This window comes from Synechococcus sp. NOUM97013 (assembly GCF_014279815.1).
GTDB lineage: Bacteria > Cyanobacteriota > Cyanobacteriia > PCC-6307 > Cyanobiaceae > Synechococcus_C.
The window spans coordinates 2,448,879-2,466,699 of sequence record NZ_CP047941.1 but is presented as its reverse complement, the minus strand read 5'-3'; the positions used below and the strand labels follow the sequence as shown (position 1 = coordinate 2,466,699).

Below are 17,821 nucleotides of genomic sequence, written 5' to 3'. Positions count from 1 at the left end.
AGCGTGATGCAGTCTCCGCGTGATGAAACGCTGCGAGCTCTGCTGGGAAATCTCTACCCGGGTAATTCTTCCGGTGATCTCGAAGAGTTGTCGTCGCAATTGCTGCAAATTCTCGGTCACGCTGCTGTTCATGCCGACAGATCTGTCGACGTTGAGCCGTGGTCTGGCGATGACGTCGTGCTGATCACCTACGCCGATGCCGTCCTCGGCGAGCAAAAGCCTGGGTTGCAAGGGTTGAGCACGTTTGTGAACCGCCATTTGCGCCTGTTTGCGCCGGTGATCCACGTTCTGCCGTTTCTGGAATCCACCAGCGACGGCGGGTTCGCCGTTGCCAGTCATGAACGTCTGGCGTCCCGTCATGGCGAGTGGAGTGATCTTGCGGCCTTGGCTGAAGGCCGACGTTTGATGGCCGATCTGGTGCTCAATCATGTGTCGGCGTCTCACCCGTGGGTGCGTCAGTTTCTGCGCGACGAGGCACCCGGTCGGTTCTGTGTTCTGGAGGCAGAGCCGGATCCCTGCTGGGATTCAGTCGTGCGCCCCCGCAGTTCCGCATTGTTCACCCGCTTGCAGGGCCCTTCCGGCCAGCGTCAGGTGTGGACCACGTTTGGTCCCGATCAGGTGGATGTGAACTGGCGGCATCCAGAGGTGCTGCTCGGATTCGTGCGCCTGCTGAAACAGAAGCTGTCCCATGGCGTGCGCTGGATTCGACTCGATGCCGTGGGTTTCGTCTGGAAAGAGCCGCACACCGACTGCATTCACCGTCCTGAGGCGCATCAGCTGGTGGAAGTGCTGCGCCATTTGATGTCCCATGCTTGTGGCGACGGTGGTGTCGTTGTGACCGAGACCAACGTTCCTGAACAGGAGAACCTGTCTTATCTGCGCAGTGGGCGAGAGGCGCATCTGGCCTACAACTTTCCCTTGCCACCCCTGCTGCTGGAAGCAGCGATCAGTGGCTCTGCAGATCTGCTCAACAGCTGGTTGGCCCGTTGGCCGGACCTGCCGAAATCCACCTCATTGCTCAATTTCACCGCCTGCCACGACGGCGTGGGATTGAGACCCTTGGAGGGATTGATGCCGCAGCAGCGTCTGTTGAATCTGTTGATCGACTGTGAACAGCGTGGCGGTCTGGTCAGTCATCGCCGCCTGGCCTCGGGAGAGGAGGTTCCCTATGAGATCAACATCAGTTGGTGGAGTGCGATGGCTGATGGGGGAATCGATCCCGCTCACCTTCAGCGGGAACGGTTTCTGCTGACCCATCTGCTGATGTTGGTGCTGCCCGGAGTGCCGGCGTTCTATCTCCCTGCCATCCTTGCCACACCCAATGATCTGGCCCGATTCCGCATCAGTGGCCATCGCCGCGATCTGAATCGGCCTCAGTTCAAGGCATCAACGCTGGAACGTCGTCTTGAGGATCCAGAGAGTGATGCGACGGCCGTGCTGACGGTGATGAAGCAAGCACTCGCACGACGGGCGGAGTTGCCAGCGCTCCATCCCGATGCCGACATGGAGCTGCTCAGTCCCGAGAGGATGGATCGCGTGGTGTTGCGCCGCACCCATGGCGGTCAGAGTCTTGTGGCCGTGCACAACATGACGTCATCCCGTCTGACCTTGGACCCAGCACGGCTCGGCGGTGATCCAGAGACGGCCTGGACCGATTGTTTCAGCGGTCAGGTGCTTGACCCGCGCAGGCTGCATGCCCTGGAGCCTTACGCAGTGCTGTGGTTGGTTCAGTGATGACAATGACTACCCAATCCCCGACTCCGCAATCCCTGTGGTGGGTCGTCACGGATTTGGACGGCACCTTGATGGACCATCACTACGACTGGTCCCCCGCCAAAGCAGCCATTCAGCGACTGCAGCGTTGTGGTGTCCCTGTGATTCCTTGCACCAGTAAGACCGCCGAAGAGGTGGCGCGTTTTCGCAAGCAGATCGGATTGCGTGACCCGTTCATTGTTGAAAACGGTGGGGCGATTCACGGGGAAACACCGGATGGCGAACCCTGGCATCTGGCTCTGGGCCCCAGCTGGCAAGAGCTGCGACCACAGTTGAATCAGCTCGCCCAGGACTTGGGGCAACCCTTGCAGGCCCTGGATGATCTCAATGCCGACGATGCTGACCGCTTGCTGGGGCTCCAGGGAGACGCATTGCTCCAGGCGCAGCGGCGTCAATGCAGCGTTCCTTTTGTGTCGCCGACGGACCCTGCGTCACGCGACAAGCTGAAGGCTCTCGCGGCCCAACGGCAACTGACGGTGGTGCAAGGCAATCGCCTCGGGCACCTCTTGGGTCTGGGCGTCAGCAAGGGCAAGGCGTTGCAGCGGCTGAAGCAGCATCTGGGGTGTCCGGATGTGAAGGTGCTGGGTCTTGGTGATTCGCCGAACGATCTGCCCTTGCTGGACGCCAGCGATTGTGCGGTGGTGGTTCCCGGTGCCAATGGACCGCACCCGGCTTTGAAATCAGGCCTTGAGGCGGGTCTTTATCAGTTGGCACCATCACCGCACGGGGTCGGCTGGTCGCAGGCCGTGCTGCGTCTCATCCCTGGTCTGTAGGGCGGGTGGATGCTGTTCCGCTTTGGCTTGCACTCGGATGCGGGTGATCATGCAGCCAGTGGTGGTATCAAGATGAGCAGTCTGCGTTCTTGGCTCGGTTCTCTGATCACCGGACTACTTGTCAGTTCCGGATCAGCGAGTGTGGCGGCTGAGCGCATTGTGTTTCGCTTTGGCGAGTTCGCCAGAGATGTTTCTGTGCCGGAGCTGCGGCAATTCAGCGAGACCGGTGCCGTCGCGTCAGGACTGAAACCGATCCTGCGGCGTTTGAAACCTGCGGAGCGAGAGGCTCTGCGCACGGCGCTCAGTCAGCCGTTACCGGTGGATGTGGTGTCGGTGTCCAATCTGCTGAGCACGCCGCTGGGCCGTCGGTCACTCCAGCAGCTGGTGAAGGTGCTGGACCAACCGGTGACGGTCGCTGAGCCAGGGCTGGCCTCGGCTCTGGTGCTTGGTGCGGCAAAGCCCGGAGGACTGCGGTTGGTGAATGTCTTGGAGGCTTATCCCACCCAGCGGCTTCCCGTGAACGTCGCAGCGGTGTTGTCCCTCGCGCAATCCCTCACGTTGGGGCTGGCTCAGCAGGGGGCAATGTTCGACACCCTGACCAGCGGCACGGCGATCCCTTTTGCAGGAGACGAGCTCACGCCTTTGACGACTGAGGGATCCATCCCGTTCCGTCAGATCCCTTTTCAATACAAGGGTCCTGAAGGCGAGCGCATTAGCGCCATCACCTACCTGCCGGAGACGTCGACCGCAGACAGCCCTGCTCCGTTGGTGGCCATCGCCCCTGGTCTCAACACCGACATGAATGCGCTGCTCTATGCGGGGCGACATCTGGCCAGCCATGGTTACGCCGTGGCGTCGCTGAACTTTCCATTCACCAGCGCCGATGCCGTTCAGGCAGTGATTCAGGGCACTGGCTTGATTCCACCGGTGAAGGCTTGGTTTGCTCAGCCCCTGGATGTGAGTGCGCTGATCGATCAGGTGGAGCAACGTTGGGGTGCTCGCGTGGATACCCAACAGGTAGGTCTGCTGGGTCAGTCTCTCGGGGGTTACACCGTCATGGCGTTGGCAGGGGCAGAGCTCGACTGGGCGGCCCTCGAACGTCAGTGCCGTCAGCTGTCGGATCCGAAGGTCGTGGTGCTCAATCCCGCCATGGTCTGGCAGTGTTCCGGGTACGACCAAGTGATTCAACGCCAGAGCTTTCGCGATCCGCGCGTGAAGGTCGCCGTTGCCATCAATCCTGTAACCAATCCGATCTTCAGTGCCTCCTCGATGCAGGCACTGGCCGTTCCGATCCTGGTGGTGTCGGGGACTCACGACATTTTTGCTCCCTCCCTCTCTCAGCAGTTGATCCCCTTCAGTTGGATCCAGCAGCAGGGGTCGCTTCTGGTGCTGCAGAACAACGGCACGCATCTGTCGTTTCTGGAGGGCACGTCAGACCTGCCTCCCGCGGTTCTCGGCCCCGATCTGTCGTTCGCCAGGACGCAGCTCAAGGGGATGGCGCGTGGCTTCTTTGACTACCACCTGCGCTCGCAGCCGGTGTTGCCGTCGTGGCTCCCCACCCCGACGGATCCCTTCGTGGGTGCGGGCCGTGATCCTTTGAAGCTGCTAGTGATGCCTCGCCTCAGCCGTCAGCAGCTGGAACGGGTTGCACCCGGTCTCAATCTGGATCAGGCGGCTGCGTCAGGTTGGTGAGGGCATGGGCTGAGGCACGCGGCAACGCGCTGTTGACGGCCATCGGCATCACCGCTAGCGCCAGACCCGCCAGAAGAACGAGGTGCCAGCCGGTGGGTAAGGCCCAGCGTTGCCCTTGGGAAAACAGTTCCATGTCGAGGGTCAACAGACCCAAATAAAGACCCCACCACAGCCCGGCTTTGAGGTCCATGGCTTGGCCCTGGACACTGCGCACCAGCACATACATCAGGCTGGGAATGCTGATCACCAGCACGGCACCTTCCAGGGCTGTACGGCCTGTACAGCTGGTGGCCCACGTGGCCATCACGAAGGCAAGGCTGCAGAACATCCGAGGGCAGGGCACCTGAAATCTCCGCTCAGCGTCCGGCAACTGACGCCGCAGCGCCAGCAAGCTCACCGGTCCCATGGCCAGGGCAATGATCTGGGTGGATGTGAGAAAGCTCACCAGCCCCTGCCAGCTGGGTGTGAGCCACAGCAGGAGCATGCTGATGATCAGGCTGCTCAGCAACGCCCAGTGGGGAACGCCGCGGCTGTTCAGGCGTCCGAGCGCGCCGGGAAGCAGACGGCATTCGCCCATCATCCAGCTCACGCGTGCCGAGATGCCGAGATAAGCCATCCCTGTAGCACTCGGTGACACCACGGCATCGATCAACAGCACCAGGGCGACCCAGCTCAGCCCCAGGCCAACGGCCAGCGCCACCAGCGGTCCGCCATGGGCTGTGAGGCTGAGCTGACTCCAACCCTTGTGGAGTGACTCCGGAGGCACGCTCACCAGAAAACTCAGCTGCAGCACCAGATAAATCAGCAGGCAGATGCCGAGACCAACGGCCATCGCCAGCGGCACGTTGCGCTGCGGATTGCGCACTTCTCCGGCCATGTCCATGGCGGAACGGAAGCCCAGCAGGCTGAACAAAATGCCCCCGCTGCCGATCGCCTCCACCACCGTGCCGCTGGCCGGCATCGCCAGGCTGAGATTGCTCCAGTGGCCTGCGATCAGCATCAGGGTGATGGAGACCAGTAGTGGCACCAGGAGTTTCCACAACGTCAGTCCATCGATCCACTGCGCCAGGCGGCTGACGCCCGCGAGGTTGATCCAGGTGAACAGCACCAGCAGGGCCACAGCCGTCAGCTGACCGGCACCACTGAGCATCTGGGTCTTGCCCACGTCACGGGTGAGCCAGGGGAGGACGCTGGAGAGGTACTGCAGCAGGGCCAGCACACGATCGTTGGTAGGGCGACGTAGGAGATCCAGGCGCTCCACCCGCCCACGAAGCCTGAGAACCGGCCATGGCTGAGCAGGGGGATCTGGGCCAGCGCACCAGAGCTGTTCACCAGGCTCCCCAGCTCGGCGAAGACCATGGCCAGCAGGAAGGCCATGGCTCCGCCGAGCAGCCAGGCCAGCAGACTCGAAGGACCTGCGATGCGCGCGCAGAAATACGGCGCCAAAAGCCATCCGGAGCCGATGGTGCCGGTGACCACCGTGAGGATCAAGGAAGTGATGCCCAGCTCGCGTCGCAGTGTTGTTGCCACAGACCCGTCGCTCCGATGCCGTGCCGCTCGGCATCAGATTGGCAATGAAGTCAACGCGTGGCAGCCGTCCGTGTCAGGAGCTGATCAATTGGCGCCACAGCGTTTCTGCCGGGAGATCAGCGGTCATCGCTTGGCCATTGACCGCCTGAAGGGCTCGGCAGCCGAGGCTGTTGATCAGCAGCGCCTGATCGCCGGATTGCAGTTCAGCGCCCAGCGTGGCTTCCCGAGCCAACCCACGCTGGAGCAGTTGCGCGCGCATCACACCAGGCAGGCAGCCACTGCTGAGTGGCGGTGTGATCCATTCGCCCTCACGGAGCACCAGCAGGTTGGCACTGTCGCCGCAACAGAGGTCTCCACGTGTGTTGCGCAGCAGTGCCAGCTCGGCTCCATGGCGCTGCGCTTCCCGCCTGGCTTGGATCGATTGGCCGTAGGCCAGGGTTTTGCAACGGCTGAGCAGGCTGCGATCGTTGCGCTGCTCCTGCGTGCAGATCCAGGCTTTTGCCAGCGAGAAGCAGAGCTGATGGGGCTGCAGTGTTAACCAGAAGCGATGCTGCGTGGCATCAGGCGGCTCCTGGGGCAGGCCGATGCCGCGACCGGCGACGCTGCCCCGGCTCCAGTTCAGTCGCAGGGCACCCGCGCTGTTGCCGAGATTGAGATTGACCCGCTCAATGGCGTCGTCGATCAAGGGGTCCAGCACGGCCTGATCTGGCGGTGTGGCCATCCCCAGCAGCGCCGCGCTCTGATGCCAGCGCTGCAGGTGGGCCGGGAGCAGTTGGGCTTTGCCGTGAAGGATCAGCACGGTTTCGAACAGCCCATCCGCCAGCTGCAGGCCGCGATCGGAGAGCGGCAGATGGAGGTTGTGGCTGTCTCCCCATTGGCCGTCATGCCACGCCAGTGCTTCAGGGGTCATGTGAGCGCCTCCAGCAGCGGCAGCAGTTTCCAGTCCAATTCGTCGGCTTCGGCGGCGGGATCCGAGTCGGCGACGATGCCGCAGCCGGCATGCAAGCGCAGGTCAGCCTCCTTGCGCAGCAGGGTGCGAATCAGAATGTTGCTGTCGAAGCGGCCGTCCCAGTCGATGTGCAGGATTGATCCGCAGTAGGGACCACGTCCCAGCGGTTCCAGCTCCTGCAGGCGTTGGCAGGCCCGCAGCTTGGGTGCTCCTGTGATGGAGCCGCCCGGCCAGCTGGCTTCCAGCAGATCCACCCAGGTGGTGCCGGCTTTCAGCTGACCGGTGACCACGGAGGTGAGGTGGTGCACGCGTGCGTAACTCTCCAGGCGCACCAGATCCGGCACTTGCACGGATCCTGGGACACACACACGGCCGAGGTCATTGCGCAGCAGATCCACGATCATTACGTTCTCGGCACGGTCTTTGGCGCTGCACACCAGTTCGGCAGCCAGGTCATCGTCGATGCCTGGATCGGGATGGCGTGGACGGGTGCCTTTGATCGGTCGCGTCTGCACGGCTCCATCAGGCAAGACTTCCAGAAACCGCTCCGGTGAGGTGGACAGCACGGCTTCGCCTGCGGCGCCGCCGCTGCCGACCAGCAGACCGCTGAAGGGGGCGGGGCAACGGTGGCGCAGGCGTTGGTAGAGCGCCAGGTTGCTCGTGTGCTCTGGAAGAGTGGCGCTTGCACAAGCGGTGAGGTTCGCCTGAAAGAGATCTCCGCTGGCGATTAGCTCGCGGATGCGCGTCACCCCGGCCATGAACGCGTCGCGGTCGCTGTGGCGGTGCCATCGGCAACCCAGCGGTTGTGTTGCGGTCGTTTCGGGTGGAATCGCTTCGACTGGGTGGGTCTCCAGTCGAAGCGCCATCGCGGCAAGGCGGATGGGGTCGATGCCTTCGAGGTGAAGTTCTTTGCTCTGCAAGTCAAAGCGCAGAACGGGGTCGTGACGCGCGATCCAGAGGCTGGCCATGGCATCAGGCCGCCAGGGGTTGGTCGGTTCGGTCCAGGCCGCGGCGTCGTAACTCAGCCAGCCCGTCCAGTGACCAGGGCTCAGTTGTCGCAGCCTGCTGAAGGGGTTGGTGGCCTCGGGATCGCCAGGCAGGCCGCGGCAGCAGTGCTGCTCCAGAGGGTCCGCCGCCAGGGTGATGCGCCGTCCAAGTTCGCCGCCATCGCCGTCCAGCCAGATGAGGCCCTGCTCTCCATGCAGGCGGGCCAGAACAGCCGCGACTTCAGCCGGTTCACGCCATGGCAATCGCCTGCGCAGCAGTGTCATCGGCTGGCGGTGCTGCAGAGATCAGGCCGACCAGCCTCCCGCAGCGCGGCATCGCGGATCCGGCAGCTGTCACAGACGCCGCAGGGGTGATCACCGCCGCTGTAACAGCTCCAGGTGTGTTCGATCGGGACCCCCAGGCGTAGTGCCTCTTCCACAATTTTCTGCTTGCTCCACTCCACCAGTGGTGCCCACAGGCGCGGGCCCCGCCCTTCGCGGCCCACCTTGCTGCTGAGATCCGCCAGGGTCTGAAAGGCCTCCAGGTAGTCCGGCCGGCAGTCGGGGTAACCGGAGTAGTCCACGGCGTTGACCCCCAGCACCAGACGATCAGCGCTGCGGGCTTCCGCCAGGCTCAGCCCGATGCTGATGAACACCGTGTTGCGGCCGGGTACGTAGGTGCTGGGAATCACCCCGTCTTGCACGCCATCAACCGGCAGATCCTGCGCGCTGTCCGTGAGTGAGGACCCCCCCCAGCTGGCCAGGTTCACGCTGATCGTGTGGTGTTCCGCCAGCTTGAGATCGTCAGCGATTGCTGCTGCCGCCTGCAGCTCGCGTCGGTGTCGCTGGCCGTAGTCAAACGACAATCCGATCACCCGTCCGCCGGCTTCCTGCGCCAGCGCCGCCGCTGTGGCGGAATCCAGCCCGCCGGAGAGCAAGGCGATCGCAGAGAAATCGGTCATGCTGTGCATTCTGTTGCCCGGAAGGGGATGACGAAGTCCGCGCATGTTCCGTTGACCCCGATCACCGCCGCGGGATCCGGCCTGGCCCTGCTGCTGCTGACGCCGACGGTTGCGGCAGCGGTTCCTCGTCTCGATCTGAGCGGCTATCCCGCACCGGCACCGGGGCTGCAGCGTTGGGTGATTCAGCCCTCGGGTCTGTTGCCCAAAAGTTCGGATCCGATCATTTCCGCTCGGCCCATCGACTGGCGCATCCAGCTGATCGTCGGCCAGGAGGTTGACCTGGATTGCAACGTGCAGCGGCTCTCAGGCCCAGGGATGACCATGCGCATGCTTCCTGAGGCTTCCGGCAAGGCGCTGTTTGAGGTGCAGGGACCGATGGCGGTGGTCAGCACGCGCAAGGCCTGTCCTGCAGACGAACCCACCAAGCGTTCTTTCCTGTCGTTGGGCAAGCAGCCCTATCTGGTTCCCTACAACGCCTCCTGGCCAATCGTGGTTGACCTCCCCAAGGGTGCTGAGCTGCGTTGGCGTGTCTGGAAAGCGGAAACGCGCCAGCAGGAGGCAGTGAAGCTCTGAGGGACGGTGCTCACCGTGCTGTCAGTGATGGGGCAGTAGCGGTCCAAGATCCAAGGCGTAAGCCTGCTGACCGTCCAGCCTTCGCAGCTCCACATGCAGGTGGTCGGTGCTGGCGAATCCGCTGCGTCCGACGCGCCCGATCGGTTCGCCCGCTTTCACCAGTGCACCGGGTCGCACCTCAGCCGATTGCAGATGGGCATACACCGTCTGCCAGCCGCGACCATGGTCCAGCAACACCGTCAGGCCGTAGCCATCGATCGCTTGCACCAATTGTGCGCGTCCCGAGAGCATCGCCAACACTGGTGTTGCTGCGGGCGCAATCAGGTCGTGTCCGACATGCATGCGCCAGCGCTGGCGTTGGTTGGAGTAGCGCCATCCGTAGGGCTGCACCTCCTCAGCTGGAAACGGTAGTGGATAGACCATTTGCAGGGTCTGTCCGGCAAGGAAGGGTCGGTGTGAGGGCGGTAGCTGCCGGGGACGGGAACTGCTGAGCAAGGCCAGGTTCGAGACTCCGGTGCGGTCAGGAATGCGTTCCGGTGGCAGTGGCTGCGCTTTCAGTGCGCCGATGCCAGGGCTGAGTGCTAACGCCAGCGTCAGTGCTGGGAACAGCGGCCGATGGATGCCCTGCATGACGACGACAATGGCTCGCGCTTGTTGTATCGATTCAGCGCACGCCGAGCCACTTATGGCTTTGCAGACTCAAGCGCCAGCGGCCATCGCCTTGTGCCTTGGTGACAGCCAGTTGCTGTCCTTCCTGGCTGTCCCAGCCCGGTTGCAGAAGCCACTGCGCCTGTGGAGCCTGAGCGGAGACGACGTCAGCGAACAGCAGATCGTCCGGTTCATGAATCACCACCTTCAACTCATGGCAACTGGTAAGTAGCTCCGGCAGCGGTGGGCGATGCCGTTTCGGAGAGAGCGTGACCCAGTCAATTGCTCCGCTGAGTGGGTCGACGCCACTGGTCTCGATGTGCACCGGCAAATCACAGCCGCGCCGAATGGCAGCGGTGAGGGCATCAAGGTTGTGATGCAGCGGTTCTCCTCCTGTGATCACCACAAAGGCAGCGCCGGCCTTCCCAGCCTGGGCAGCTGCTGTGGCAAGGCTGTCGACGCTTTGCTGGGGGTGGGATTCTGCCGGCCAGGAGTGTTTGGTGTCGCACCAGCTGCAGCCCACATTGCAGCCGGCCAAGCGGATGAAAAAGGCGCTGCGACCTGCATGCAAACCCTCTCCCTGCAGGGAGTGAAAGGTCTCCACCACAGGCAGGCTGGTCATGGATCGCTCAACACTCAAGGGTTGAGGCTGCCTTGAGGGGTGCTGCTCACGACGCTGGCATTGCTCTGCTGCCGCAACGCTTCACTGGGGCTGGAGGGGAGTCGTTGCTGCGCCGCTTCGATCAGACCTCGGAACAGCGGGTGCGGTTGTCCGGGCCGTGACAGGAACTCGGGGTGGTACTGACAAGCGGTGAAGAAGGGATGGCCTGGCAGTTCGATCAGTTCCACGAGGCGTCCGTCCGGGGAGGTGCCGCTGATGCGGTAGCCCGACTCCAGGAACAGATTGCGGTACGCGTTGTTGAACTCGTAGCGGTGGCGATGGCGCTCATACACCACTTCATCGCCATAGAGCCGTTCGGCCATGGAGCCCTCGGCGATCCTGCAGGGGTAGACCCCAAGGCGCATCGTGCCGCCCAGGTCGACCACATCTTGCTGTTCCGGCAGCAGGTGAATCACCGGATGGGTGGTGTCGGGGGCGAGTTCGGCGCTGGAAGCACCGCTGAGCCCGGCCTGGTTGCGGGCCCATTCGATCACGGCTGTCTGCATGCCCAGGCAAAGGCCAAGGAAGGGCACCCGCTGCTCGCGGGCCCAGCGGATCGCTGCCACCTTGCCGTCGACGCCGCGGTTGCCGAAGCCGCCAGGCACCACCACCGCATCCATGCCCTTGAGCAGCGTGTCAGCTCCATCGGCTTCGATCTGTTCGGCGCAGATCCAGTGCAGATCCAGGGAAGCGTCCTGGGCGATGCAGGCATGCCGCAACGCTTCCACCACCGAAAGGTAGGCATCGTTGAGCTGCACGTATTTGCCCACCAGGGCCACCTTGACGGTGGGTCCGGGGTTGCGCAGTTTGTGCACCAGCTGCGCCCAGCGGGTCATGTCGCTGTCGTGATCCTCCAGCTGGAGCACATCCAGCACCTCACGACAGAGCCCCTGGTCTTCCAGGGTGAGCGGGACTGCGTAGATGCTGTCGGCATCGAGCGACGGGATCACCGCCCGTTCCGGCACCCCGCAGAAGCCCCCGATCTTGCGCTTGAGCTCGTCGTTGATCTCCCGGTCGCTGCGGCACACCAGCACGTCGGGTTGGATGCCGATCGAACGCAGCTCCTTCACCGAGTGCTGGGTGGGCTTGGTCTTCAGTTCTCCGGAGGTGCCGATGTAGGGCAGCAGGGTGACGTGGATGTAGGCCAGGTCATGGCGACCCACATCACCACGGAATTCACGAATGGCTTCCAGAAACGGCAGCGATTCGATGTCACCGACGGTGCCGCCAATCTCGGTGATCACCACATCGGCATTGCTGTTGGCCGCTACGCGGTGGATGCGATCGCGGATTTCACCGGTGATGTGTGGAATCACCTGAACCGTGCCGCCGTTGTAGTCGCCACGGCGTTCCTTGTTGATCACCGATTGATAAATCGAGCCCGTGGTCACGCTGTTTAGGCGTGACATCGCTGTGTCGGTGAAACGCTCGTAGTGCCCCAGGTCGAGATCGGTCTCGGCGCCGTCTTCGGTGACGAATACTTCGCCGTGCTGGAACGGACTCATCGTGCCCGGATCCACGTTGAGATACGGATCCAGTTTCAGGATGGAAACGCTGTATCCACGTGATTTCAGCAGCCGTCCCAGGCTCGCGGCCACGATGCCCTTCCCGATGCTGGAGACCACTCCACCGGTGACGAAGACGAACTTGGCCATGAACCCTCGGGCGATTCTTCAATCTACCGAGGACCCTCTGATCTGGCGGTGCTGAAGGCCTCCAGCCTGCGATCGCACGTGCCTTGCGTTCTGTTGAGCCCGGGCTTCAGCTTTCCAGCAGGCTGCGCAGCATCCAGGCCGTTTTTTCGTGGACCTGCAATCGTTGAGTCAGCAGGTCGGCCGTCGGTTCGTCACTGGCCGCTTCCACCAGGGGAAACACACTGCGGGCCGTGCGGGCCACGGCTTCATGGCCAGCCACGAGTTCACGCACCATGTCGAGGGCGGCCGGTTGCTGCGGGGCTTCCTTGATGGAGGCCAGGGACGCCAGCGTCGACCCACCGTGCGGTGCCACCACACCAAGGGACCGGATGCGCTCAGCAATGACGTCCAGCGCGTTCCAGAGCTCGGTGTACTGATCCATGAACATCAGATGCAGGGTGTTGAACATCGGACCGGTGACGTTCCAATGGAACCCGTGGGTGTTGCCGTAGAGGACGTATGTGTCAGCGAGCAGTCGGCTCAGCCCGGCCGTGATCTGCTCACGTTCAGCCTGGTCGATGCCGATGTCGATTTGGGGTGCGCTGGACATGGTGGTGGGCTGTGCGGTGGATGGAGAGGCGTGGGCTCAGGAATCAAGGCCCTGGATGTAATCCCGCACCTTGGAGCGTCGTTGCGGTTGCCGCAGTTTCAGCAGGGCGCGCGTCTCGATCTGACGCACCCGTTCCCGTGACAGTGCCATCGCTTCGCCAATTTCCGCCAGGGTGCGGGGATGGTCGTCTTCCAGGCCGAAGCGACTGCGGATTACTTCCGCCTCCCGCGGTGAGAGTTCGTCGAGCAGCAGTTCTAGATCGTCGTGGAGGGCATCACGGGTGAGTGTTTGCTCTGGTGTGGCCTTGCCGTCTTCCAGCAGATCTCCCAGCTGGGTGTCCTGGTCTTTGCCGACCCGGGTTTCGAGGGAGATAGACCGAGGAACGCGCGCGAGGGTCTGCCGCACGGTCTCTTCGCTGAGTCCGAGCTCCTTGGCCAGATCGCTCACGGAGGCCAGACGCCCTTTTTCTGCAGCGATTTCCTGCTGCACCCGTTTGATTCGGTTCAGCTTTTCGGTGACATGAACCGGCAGGCGAATGGTGCGGCTCTGGGTGGCAATGGCCCGGGTGATGCCCTGGCGGATCCACCAGTAGGCGTAGGTGCTGAAGCGGAAGCCGCGGGTGGGATCGAATTTCTCCACCGCCCGTTCCAGGCCGAGGGTGCCCTCCTGCACGAGGTCAAGCAGCTCCATGCCCCGTTGCTGATATTTCTTGGCCACGGCCACCACCAGGCGCAAGTTGGCCTGGATCATTCGATCCCTGGCTCGGCGGCCTTCCCGCAGTCGTCGCTGAAGCTCCTTGGCTTCTAGCCCAACTTCATCCGCCCAGAGGGTGTAGCCCTCATTGAGCTGATGGTTGAGTTCCTCCAGTGGCAGTGCAGCAGCCCGTGCCCATTCCTGCCGGGTGGGCCAGTGGCTGACCTGATTGGCTTCACGCAGCTGAAGTTCCTCGAGGTCCAGGAGCACCCGGATCGCTGCGTGCCGAGTGCTCAGATCACGTTCTTGCACCAGCAGCTTCTCCCGTTGCTGCACCTGGCGCGAGAGGGTCACCTCCTCCTCACTGGTGAGCAGATCCACCCGACCAATGTCCTGCAGATACAGGCGGAGCAGGTCATTGCCGCCGCTCCAGCGGATCGGGGCATGTCCCGTCGATCGTGGTTTGTCGGACAAAAAAACCCTGGAAGGCTGACTGCTCTTCCAGGGTTGATCCATCCGAGGCTCAGTGCTCGGAAACGCCGGTTTCTGTTCGGGTTCTAGTTCTGGTCTTCCTCACTTGGATTGACCCAGGTGCTGGCCACATGCAGTTCCTCGAGCTGCTTGTCGGCCACGCCGCCCGGTGCACTGGTCATCAAACAGCGCGCTTGCTGGGTTTTGGGGAAGGCAATGGTGTCGCGGATCGATTCCTCGCCGGCCAGCAGCATCACCATTCGGTCCACACCGAAGGCCAGGCCGCCGTGGGGAGGTGCACCCACATCGAGAGCGTCCATCAGGAAGCCGAACTGCTCCTGAGCTTCCTCAAGAGGTAATCCAACGGTCTGCAACACCTGGCGCTGCAGGGCGGAGTCATGGATGCGCAGGGAGCCACCGCCGAGCTCAAGGCCATTGAGCACCAGGTCGTAGGCCTGGGCCCGGGCACCCGGCAGGGTGTCGGCCCACTTCGACGCATCGCTGCCGAGATCCTCGGTATTGGGGGCGCAGAAGGGGTGGTGCAATGCCTCGTAGCGGTTCTCGTCGCTGTTGAACTCGAACATCGGGAAGTCCACCACCCAGAGGAAGTTCCACTGGTCGTTGTCCCGGTCGGCCTTGACCATGCCCAGATCTTTGGCCAAGTACTGGCGCACCCGGTCGAGGGCTTTGTTCACCGTGGCGGTGTCGCCGGCTCCGAACAGCAGCAAGGTGCCGGGTTCCGCGCCGGTGCGGCTGAGCAGCTCCTGCTTCTGCGCATCGCTGAGGTTGTCCTTGATGGCGCCGATCGTGTCGATTTCGCCGCCATCCCGAACTCGGATGAAGGCCAGGCCACCGGCACCGGCTTTCTGAGCCTCGCTGAACACATCGCCGCCAGGCTTGATGCGCACGTTGGAAAGGGCGTCATTGCCGCCGGGAACCGCAATGCACTTCACCGCGCCACCGGATTTCACGGCGCCGCTGAACACCTTGAAGCCCATGTCCTTGACGATGTCGCTCACGTTGGTGAGCTCCATGCCATAGCGGGTGTCGGGCCGGTCTGTGCCGTAGCGCTCCATGGCGTCATGCCAGGTCATGCGCGGGAAGGGCCGCGGCAGATCGATGCCTTTGACTGCCTTCCAGATGGAGCAGATCAGCGCTTCGTTTAGCTCCAGGATCTGCTCTTGATCCATGAAGCTCATTTCGATGTCCAGCTGGGTGAATTCCGGCTGGCGGTCAGCGCGCAGATCCTCGTCGCGAAAACAGCGGGCTACCTGGTAGTACCGCTCGATGCCGCCCACCATCAGCAGCTGCTTGAACAACTGAGGGGACTGGGGCAGGGCGAACCATTCGCCGCCGCAGACCCGACTTGGCAGCACGTAGTCACGTGCACCTTCCGGGGTGGAACGAGTCAGCACCGGGGTCTCCACCTCGATGAAGCCTTCGTCCTCCAGGAAGCGACGGGCGGCCTGGATGGTCTGGGCCCGTAGGCGTAGGTTGTCGTTCATGCGCTTGCGGCGCAGATCCAGATAGCGGTGACGCAGTCGCAACTCTTCGCGAGTGTTTTCCTCGTCGTGCACCGAGACGGGGAACGGCAGGTTGCCCTTGACGCTGTTCAGCACAGAGATGCTGCTGGCCAGCACTTCAACGGCCCCCGTGGCCAGCTTGTCGTTGAGGGATTCGGCAGGACGGGCGCGGACTTTCCCCTCAACCAGCAGCACGGTTTCGCTGCGGAGATGCTCGGCGACCGCGAACGCCTCTGCTCCCAGATCAGGATCAACAGTGATCTGCACCGTGCCGCTGCGGTCTCTGAGGTCAATGAAGATCACTCCACCGTGATCACGGCGTCGGTCCACCCAGCCGCACAGTTGCACCTGCTTGTCGATGGTCTGCTCGCGCAGGTCGCCGCAACCGTTGCTGCGCATGGTGAAAACAGGTGAAGTTAGTTGGCGATTGTCCCACCTTGCTGGCTGCTTGATGGAGTGGGCTGGTTGCTGAGCAGCTGGGTGGCTCATCGCTGAGCGGCACTTTCCTATTGGGGCATCCCTTGAAGCTGAACGTGACATGACCGCGTCTCAATAGCCCTGGACGCCTCAAAAGTGTTGCCAGTAGAGAATTTGAACTTGCTTGATTTAGTCGTCCTTTTCATCAATAAACGGTCTAAAATTAATCCGAATCATCGGAGAATGATTTGTTTTTTCTTGGCCTGAATGATTCCAAGCTCGCCTGCATCCCTCGAGGTCGATTGTTGGCTTGGCTTTTTGCCTTGGGTGTGGCGGGAACTGTTTCAGCAGCACAGAATTCTCGTGCTGAGAATGCTTTTTATAGCGATCAGCAAGGTCACTCTGGTCGGGAGCATCGCGGTGAGATTGAGGCGGATCTAACAACGGATCAAGAAAACAAATCTGAACGTCTTAAAGATCGGCAATCGAGCCAAGTGCTTCCGATTATTTCATTGAAAGAGGGATGGAATTTAAACCGAGCTTTGTCGACACCGGATTGGTTTGAACTTAATGCGTCGATACTGAGCCAAAATAACGCGTCGTTTTCCTCTCCTCCGGTTCAGCCAACGTCGTCAAATCTGATTAATTTAGGTTTTCGTTTGATGCCTCTGAAGGCGGTAAGCAATCTTTCTCCTCAGCAGCAAAAATCGAGTGTGCATGAACAGCACGATCATCAACCTTTTGAATCGAAGATTGCTATCAACGCTCTTTTTACGCAGCGTGCAGGTCAGATCCTTTCGTCATCGATTCCGAATCAGCTCAACACACAGTGGAATTTTGGCAATGGCCCGATCGCACGGCTCAATTATTTGAATTTGGAATATCAAGCGGAAGGTGAGCTCATCTCTATGGTCAAATTAGGAAAATTGATGCAAGCTCAAGATTTTACTGTTAATCCCATCCAATGTTATTTTTCTAGTTTTGGTCTTTGTGGTTGGGCAGAAGGGGTCCCCTCGATGATTGACATACCTGGCAATCCTTTCAATAGCTACGGTGCAGTTGTTGCGTTTGGCGATTCAAACAAAGCGAACTTAAGATATGGAATTTATCAGATTGCTCCGAACACATTTGCTCCTAAATATCATGGTATGGATTTTCGGTTCAACCAAGGAAATGGAGTTGCTCACTTTGCGGAATTGCGTGTCCCAATCGTTATAGATGCACAAATTCCTGTTCAACTCAATCAGCAAACCCGCGCTTTAAAGGTCTCCTCTCGCGATCAAGCGAATGCAATTTATCAGTCCAACTTGCCGGCCGGGACGATGACTCTTGGTGGTTGGTTTGGGTCAGGATCTTATCAGGCTGTGGCTGATCTAGGGTCTGCCGAATCTCAAAATAATGGTGCCTATGGAATTCTTAGCTTGAAGATTCCAGGGTTCTCTTTGGGTTTGGATCATCGTGTTTTCTTGAGTGGCGGTGTGGGATTGAATCCCAATGTCCAAGATTTTCTCTCAGGTGGACAAGCGGGTCTTGTGATTGAGGGTTTGTTCCCTCAAAGACCTTTCGACACATTCAGTGTTGGAACGAGCTATGCCTCCTTTAATAGTGATTATTTTTTGCCTGGTTTGGATCCAGATACATATCAACCCGGTACTGAATGGTCTACTGAAGTTAACTATAGTTTTAACCTGAACCAAAGTATCAAACTGATGCCTAATGTCCAATTAATTATGAATCGTGGTGGAGATCCTGATGCCTCACCTGCATTTGTTGCAGGATTTCAGGTTTGGTTGTTTTTCTAGCGCGTACCTTGGCTTTCTATTGGCAATGAAAGTTGTTTGAGACTGGCTTCTAATGGGTGAGAACTGATATGTTTGAAGCTAACTTTCCTTCTAAATACTGTCTTCAATCAAAGCACACTTGATT

The 17,821-nt window shown here is 61.0% G+C and carries 16 protein-coding genes; 5 read left to right on the top strand and 11 right to left on the bottom strand.

All coding sequences use genetic code 11. The features are described from left to right. Positions 1-6: 6 nt before the first annotated feature. From SynNOUM97013_RS13180 to SynNOUM97013_RS13170, 3 genes are all read left to right on the top strand, one after another. Positions 7-1,734, top strand: coding sequence for an alpha-amylase family glycosyl hydrolase (locus tag SynNOUM97013_RS13180; RefSeq protein ID WP_186480184.1), 1,728 nt, complete (start codon positions 7-9; stop codon positions 1,732-1,734). 5 nt (positions 1,735-1,739) lie between these two features. Beyond that, the gene (locus tag SynNOUM97013_RS13175) at positions 1,740-2,546 is read left to right on the top strand and encodes an HAD-IIB family hydrolase (RefSeq protein WP_186480183.1); all 807 of its coding nucleotides are present in this window, start codon (positions 1,740-1,742) and stop codon (positions 2,544-2,546) included. 72 nt (positions 2,547-2,618) lie between these two features. After that, entirely contained in the window at positions 2,619-4,238 is a 1,620-nt protein-coding gene (locus SynNOUM97013_RS13170) for an alpha/beta hydrolase (RefSeq protein WP_186480182.1), read from the top strand. Here SynNOUM97013_RS13170 and SynNOUM97013_RS13165 read toward each other — a convergent pair. The 5 genes from SynNOUM97013_RS13165 to queC all read right to left on the bottom strand — a co-directional run bounded on the left by SynNOUM97013_RS13165 (position 4,204) and on the right by queC (position 8,665). Continuing rightward, complete coding sequence (locus SynNOUM97013_RS13165) at positions 4,204-5,403, bottom strand: APC family permease (protein WP_370586431.1); 1,200 nt, start codon at positions 5,401-5,403, stop codon at positions 4,204-4,206. The genes SynNOUM97013_RS13170 and SynNOUM97013_RS13165 overlap by 35 nt on opposite strands. After that, positions 5,364-5,768: a hypothetical protein gene (locus tag SynNOUM97013_RS13885; protein WP_370586430.1), complete on the bottom strand. Its 405-nt coding sequence runs from the start codon at positions 5,766-5,768 to the stop codon at positions 5,364-5,366. Before SynNOUM97013_RS13885 ends, SynNOUM97013_RS13165 begins: the two co-directional genes overlap by 40 nt. A gap of 73 nt (positions 5,769-5,841) precedes the next feature. After that, complete coding sequence (locus tag SynNOUM97013_RS13160) at positions 5,842-6,678, bottom strand: aminotransferase class IV (RefSeq protein ID WP_186480181.1); 837 nt, start codon at positions 6,676-6,678, stop codon at positions 5,842-5,844. Further along, positions 6,675-7,988 (bottom strand): anthranilate synthase component I family protein, encoded by a 1,314-nt coding sequence (locus tag SynNOUM97013_RS13155; protein WP_186480180.1) that lies wholly within the window; start codon positions 7,986-7,988, stop codon positions 6,675-6,677. Before SynNOUM97013_RS13155 ends, SynNOUM97013_RS13160 begins: the two co-directional genes overlap by 4 nt. Then, positions 7,985-8,665, bottom strand: a complete 681-nt coding sequence (queC, locus tag SynNOUM97013_RS13150) for a 7-cyano-7-deazaguanine synthase QueC (protein WP_186480179.1) — start codon at positions 8,663-8,665, stop codon at positions 7,985-7,987. Before queC ends, SynNOUM97013_RS13155 begins: the two co-directional genes overlap by 4 nt. 27 nt (positions 8,666-8,692) lie before the next feature. Between queC and SynNOUM97013_RS13145 the strand changes: the two genes are divergently transcribed. Further along, positions 8,693-9,238 (top strand): ecotin family protein, encoded by a 546-nt coding sequence (locus SynNOUM97013_RS13145; RefSeq protein WP_186480178.1) that lies wholly within the window; start codon positions 8,693-8,695, stop codon positions 9,236-9,238. Positions 9,239-9,259: 21 nt separating this feature from the next. Here the strand turns inward: SynNOUM97013_RS13145 and SynNOUM97013_RS13140 are convergent, their stop codons facing one another. The 6 genes from SynNOUM97013_RS13140 to aspS all read right to left on the bottom strand — a co-directional run bounded on the left by SynNOUM97013_RS13140 (position 9,260) and on the right by aspS (position 15,877). Continuing rightward, positions 9,260-9,868, bottom strand: coding sequence for a M23 family metallopeptidase (locus SynNOUM97013_RS13140; RefSeq protein ID WP_255442819.1), 609 nt, complete (start codon positions 9,866-9,868; stop codon positions 9,260-9,262). A gap of 34 nt (positions 9,869-9,902) precedes the next feature. Then, a complete protein-coding gene (locus SynNOUM97013_RS13135; protein WP_186480177.1) occupies positions 9,903-10,508 on the bottom strand; it encodes a 7-carboxy-7-deazaguanine synthase QueE in 606 nt (201 codons plus the stop codon). A 14-nt stretch (positions 10,509-10,522) separates the two neighbouring features. Next, entirely contained in the window at positions 10,523-12,202 is a 1,680-nt protein-coding gene (locus SynNOUM97013_RS13130) for a CTP synthase (RefSeq protein WP_186480176.1), read from the bottom strand. 106 nt (positions 12,203-12,308) lie between these two features. Continuing rightward, entirely contained in the window at positions 12,309-12,791 is a 483-nt protein-coding gene (locus SynNOUM97013_RS13125) for a Dps family protein (protein WP_186480175.1), read from the bottom strand. A 36-nt stretch (positions 12,792-12,827) separates the two neighbouring features. Next, on the bottom strand, positions 12,828-13,958 hold the full coding sequence (locus SynNOUM97013_RS13120; protein WP_186481649.1) for an RNA polymerase sigma factor, RpoD/SigA family: 1,131 nt from the start codon (positions 13,956-13,958) through the stop codon (positions 12,828-12,830). Positions 13,959-14,041: 83 nt separating this feature from the next. Continuing rightward, complete coding sequence (aspS, locus tag SynNOUM97013_RS13115) at positions 14,042-15,877, bottom strand: aspartate--tRNA ligase (protein ID WP_186480174.1); 1,836 nt, start codon at positions 15,875-15,877, stop codon at positions 14,042-14,044. Positions 15,878-16,200: 323 nt separating this feature from the next. Between aspS and SynNOUM97013_RS13110 the strand changes: the two genes are divergently transcribed. Next, positions 16,201-17,697: a carbohydrate porin gene (locus tag SynNOUM97013_RS13110; RefSeq protein WP_186480173.1), complete on the top strand. Its 1,497-nt coding sequence runs from the start codon at positions 16,201-16,203 to the stop codon at positions 17,695-17,697. Positions 17,698-17,821 lie beyond the last annotated feature (124 nt).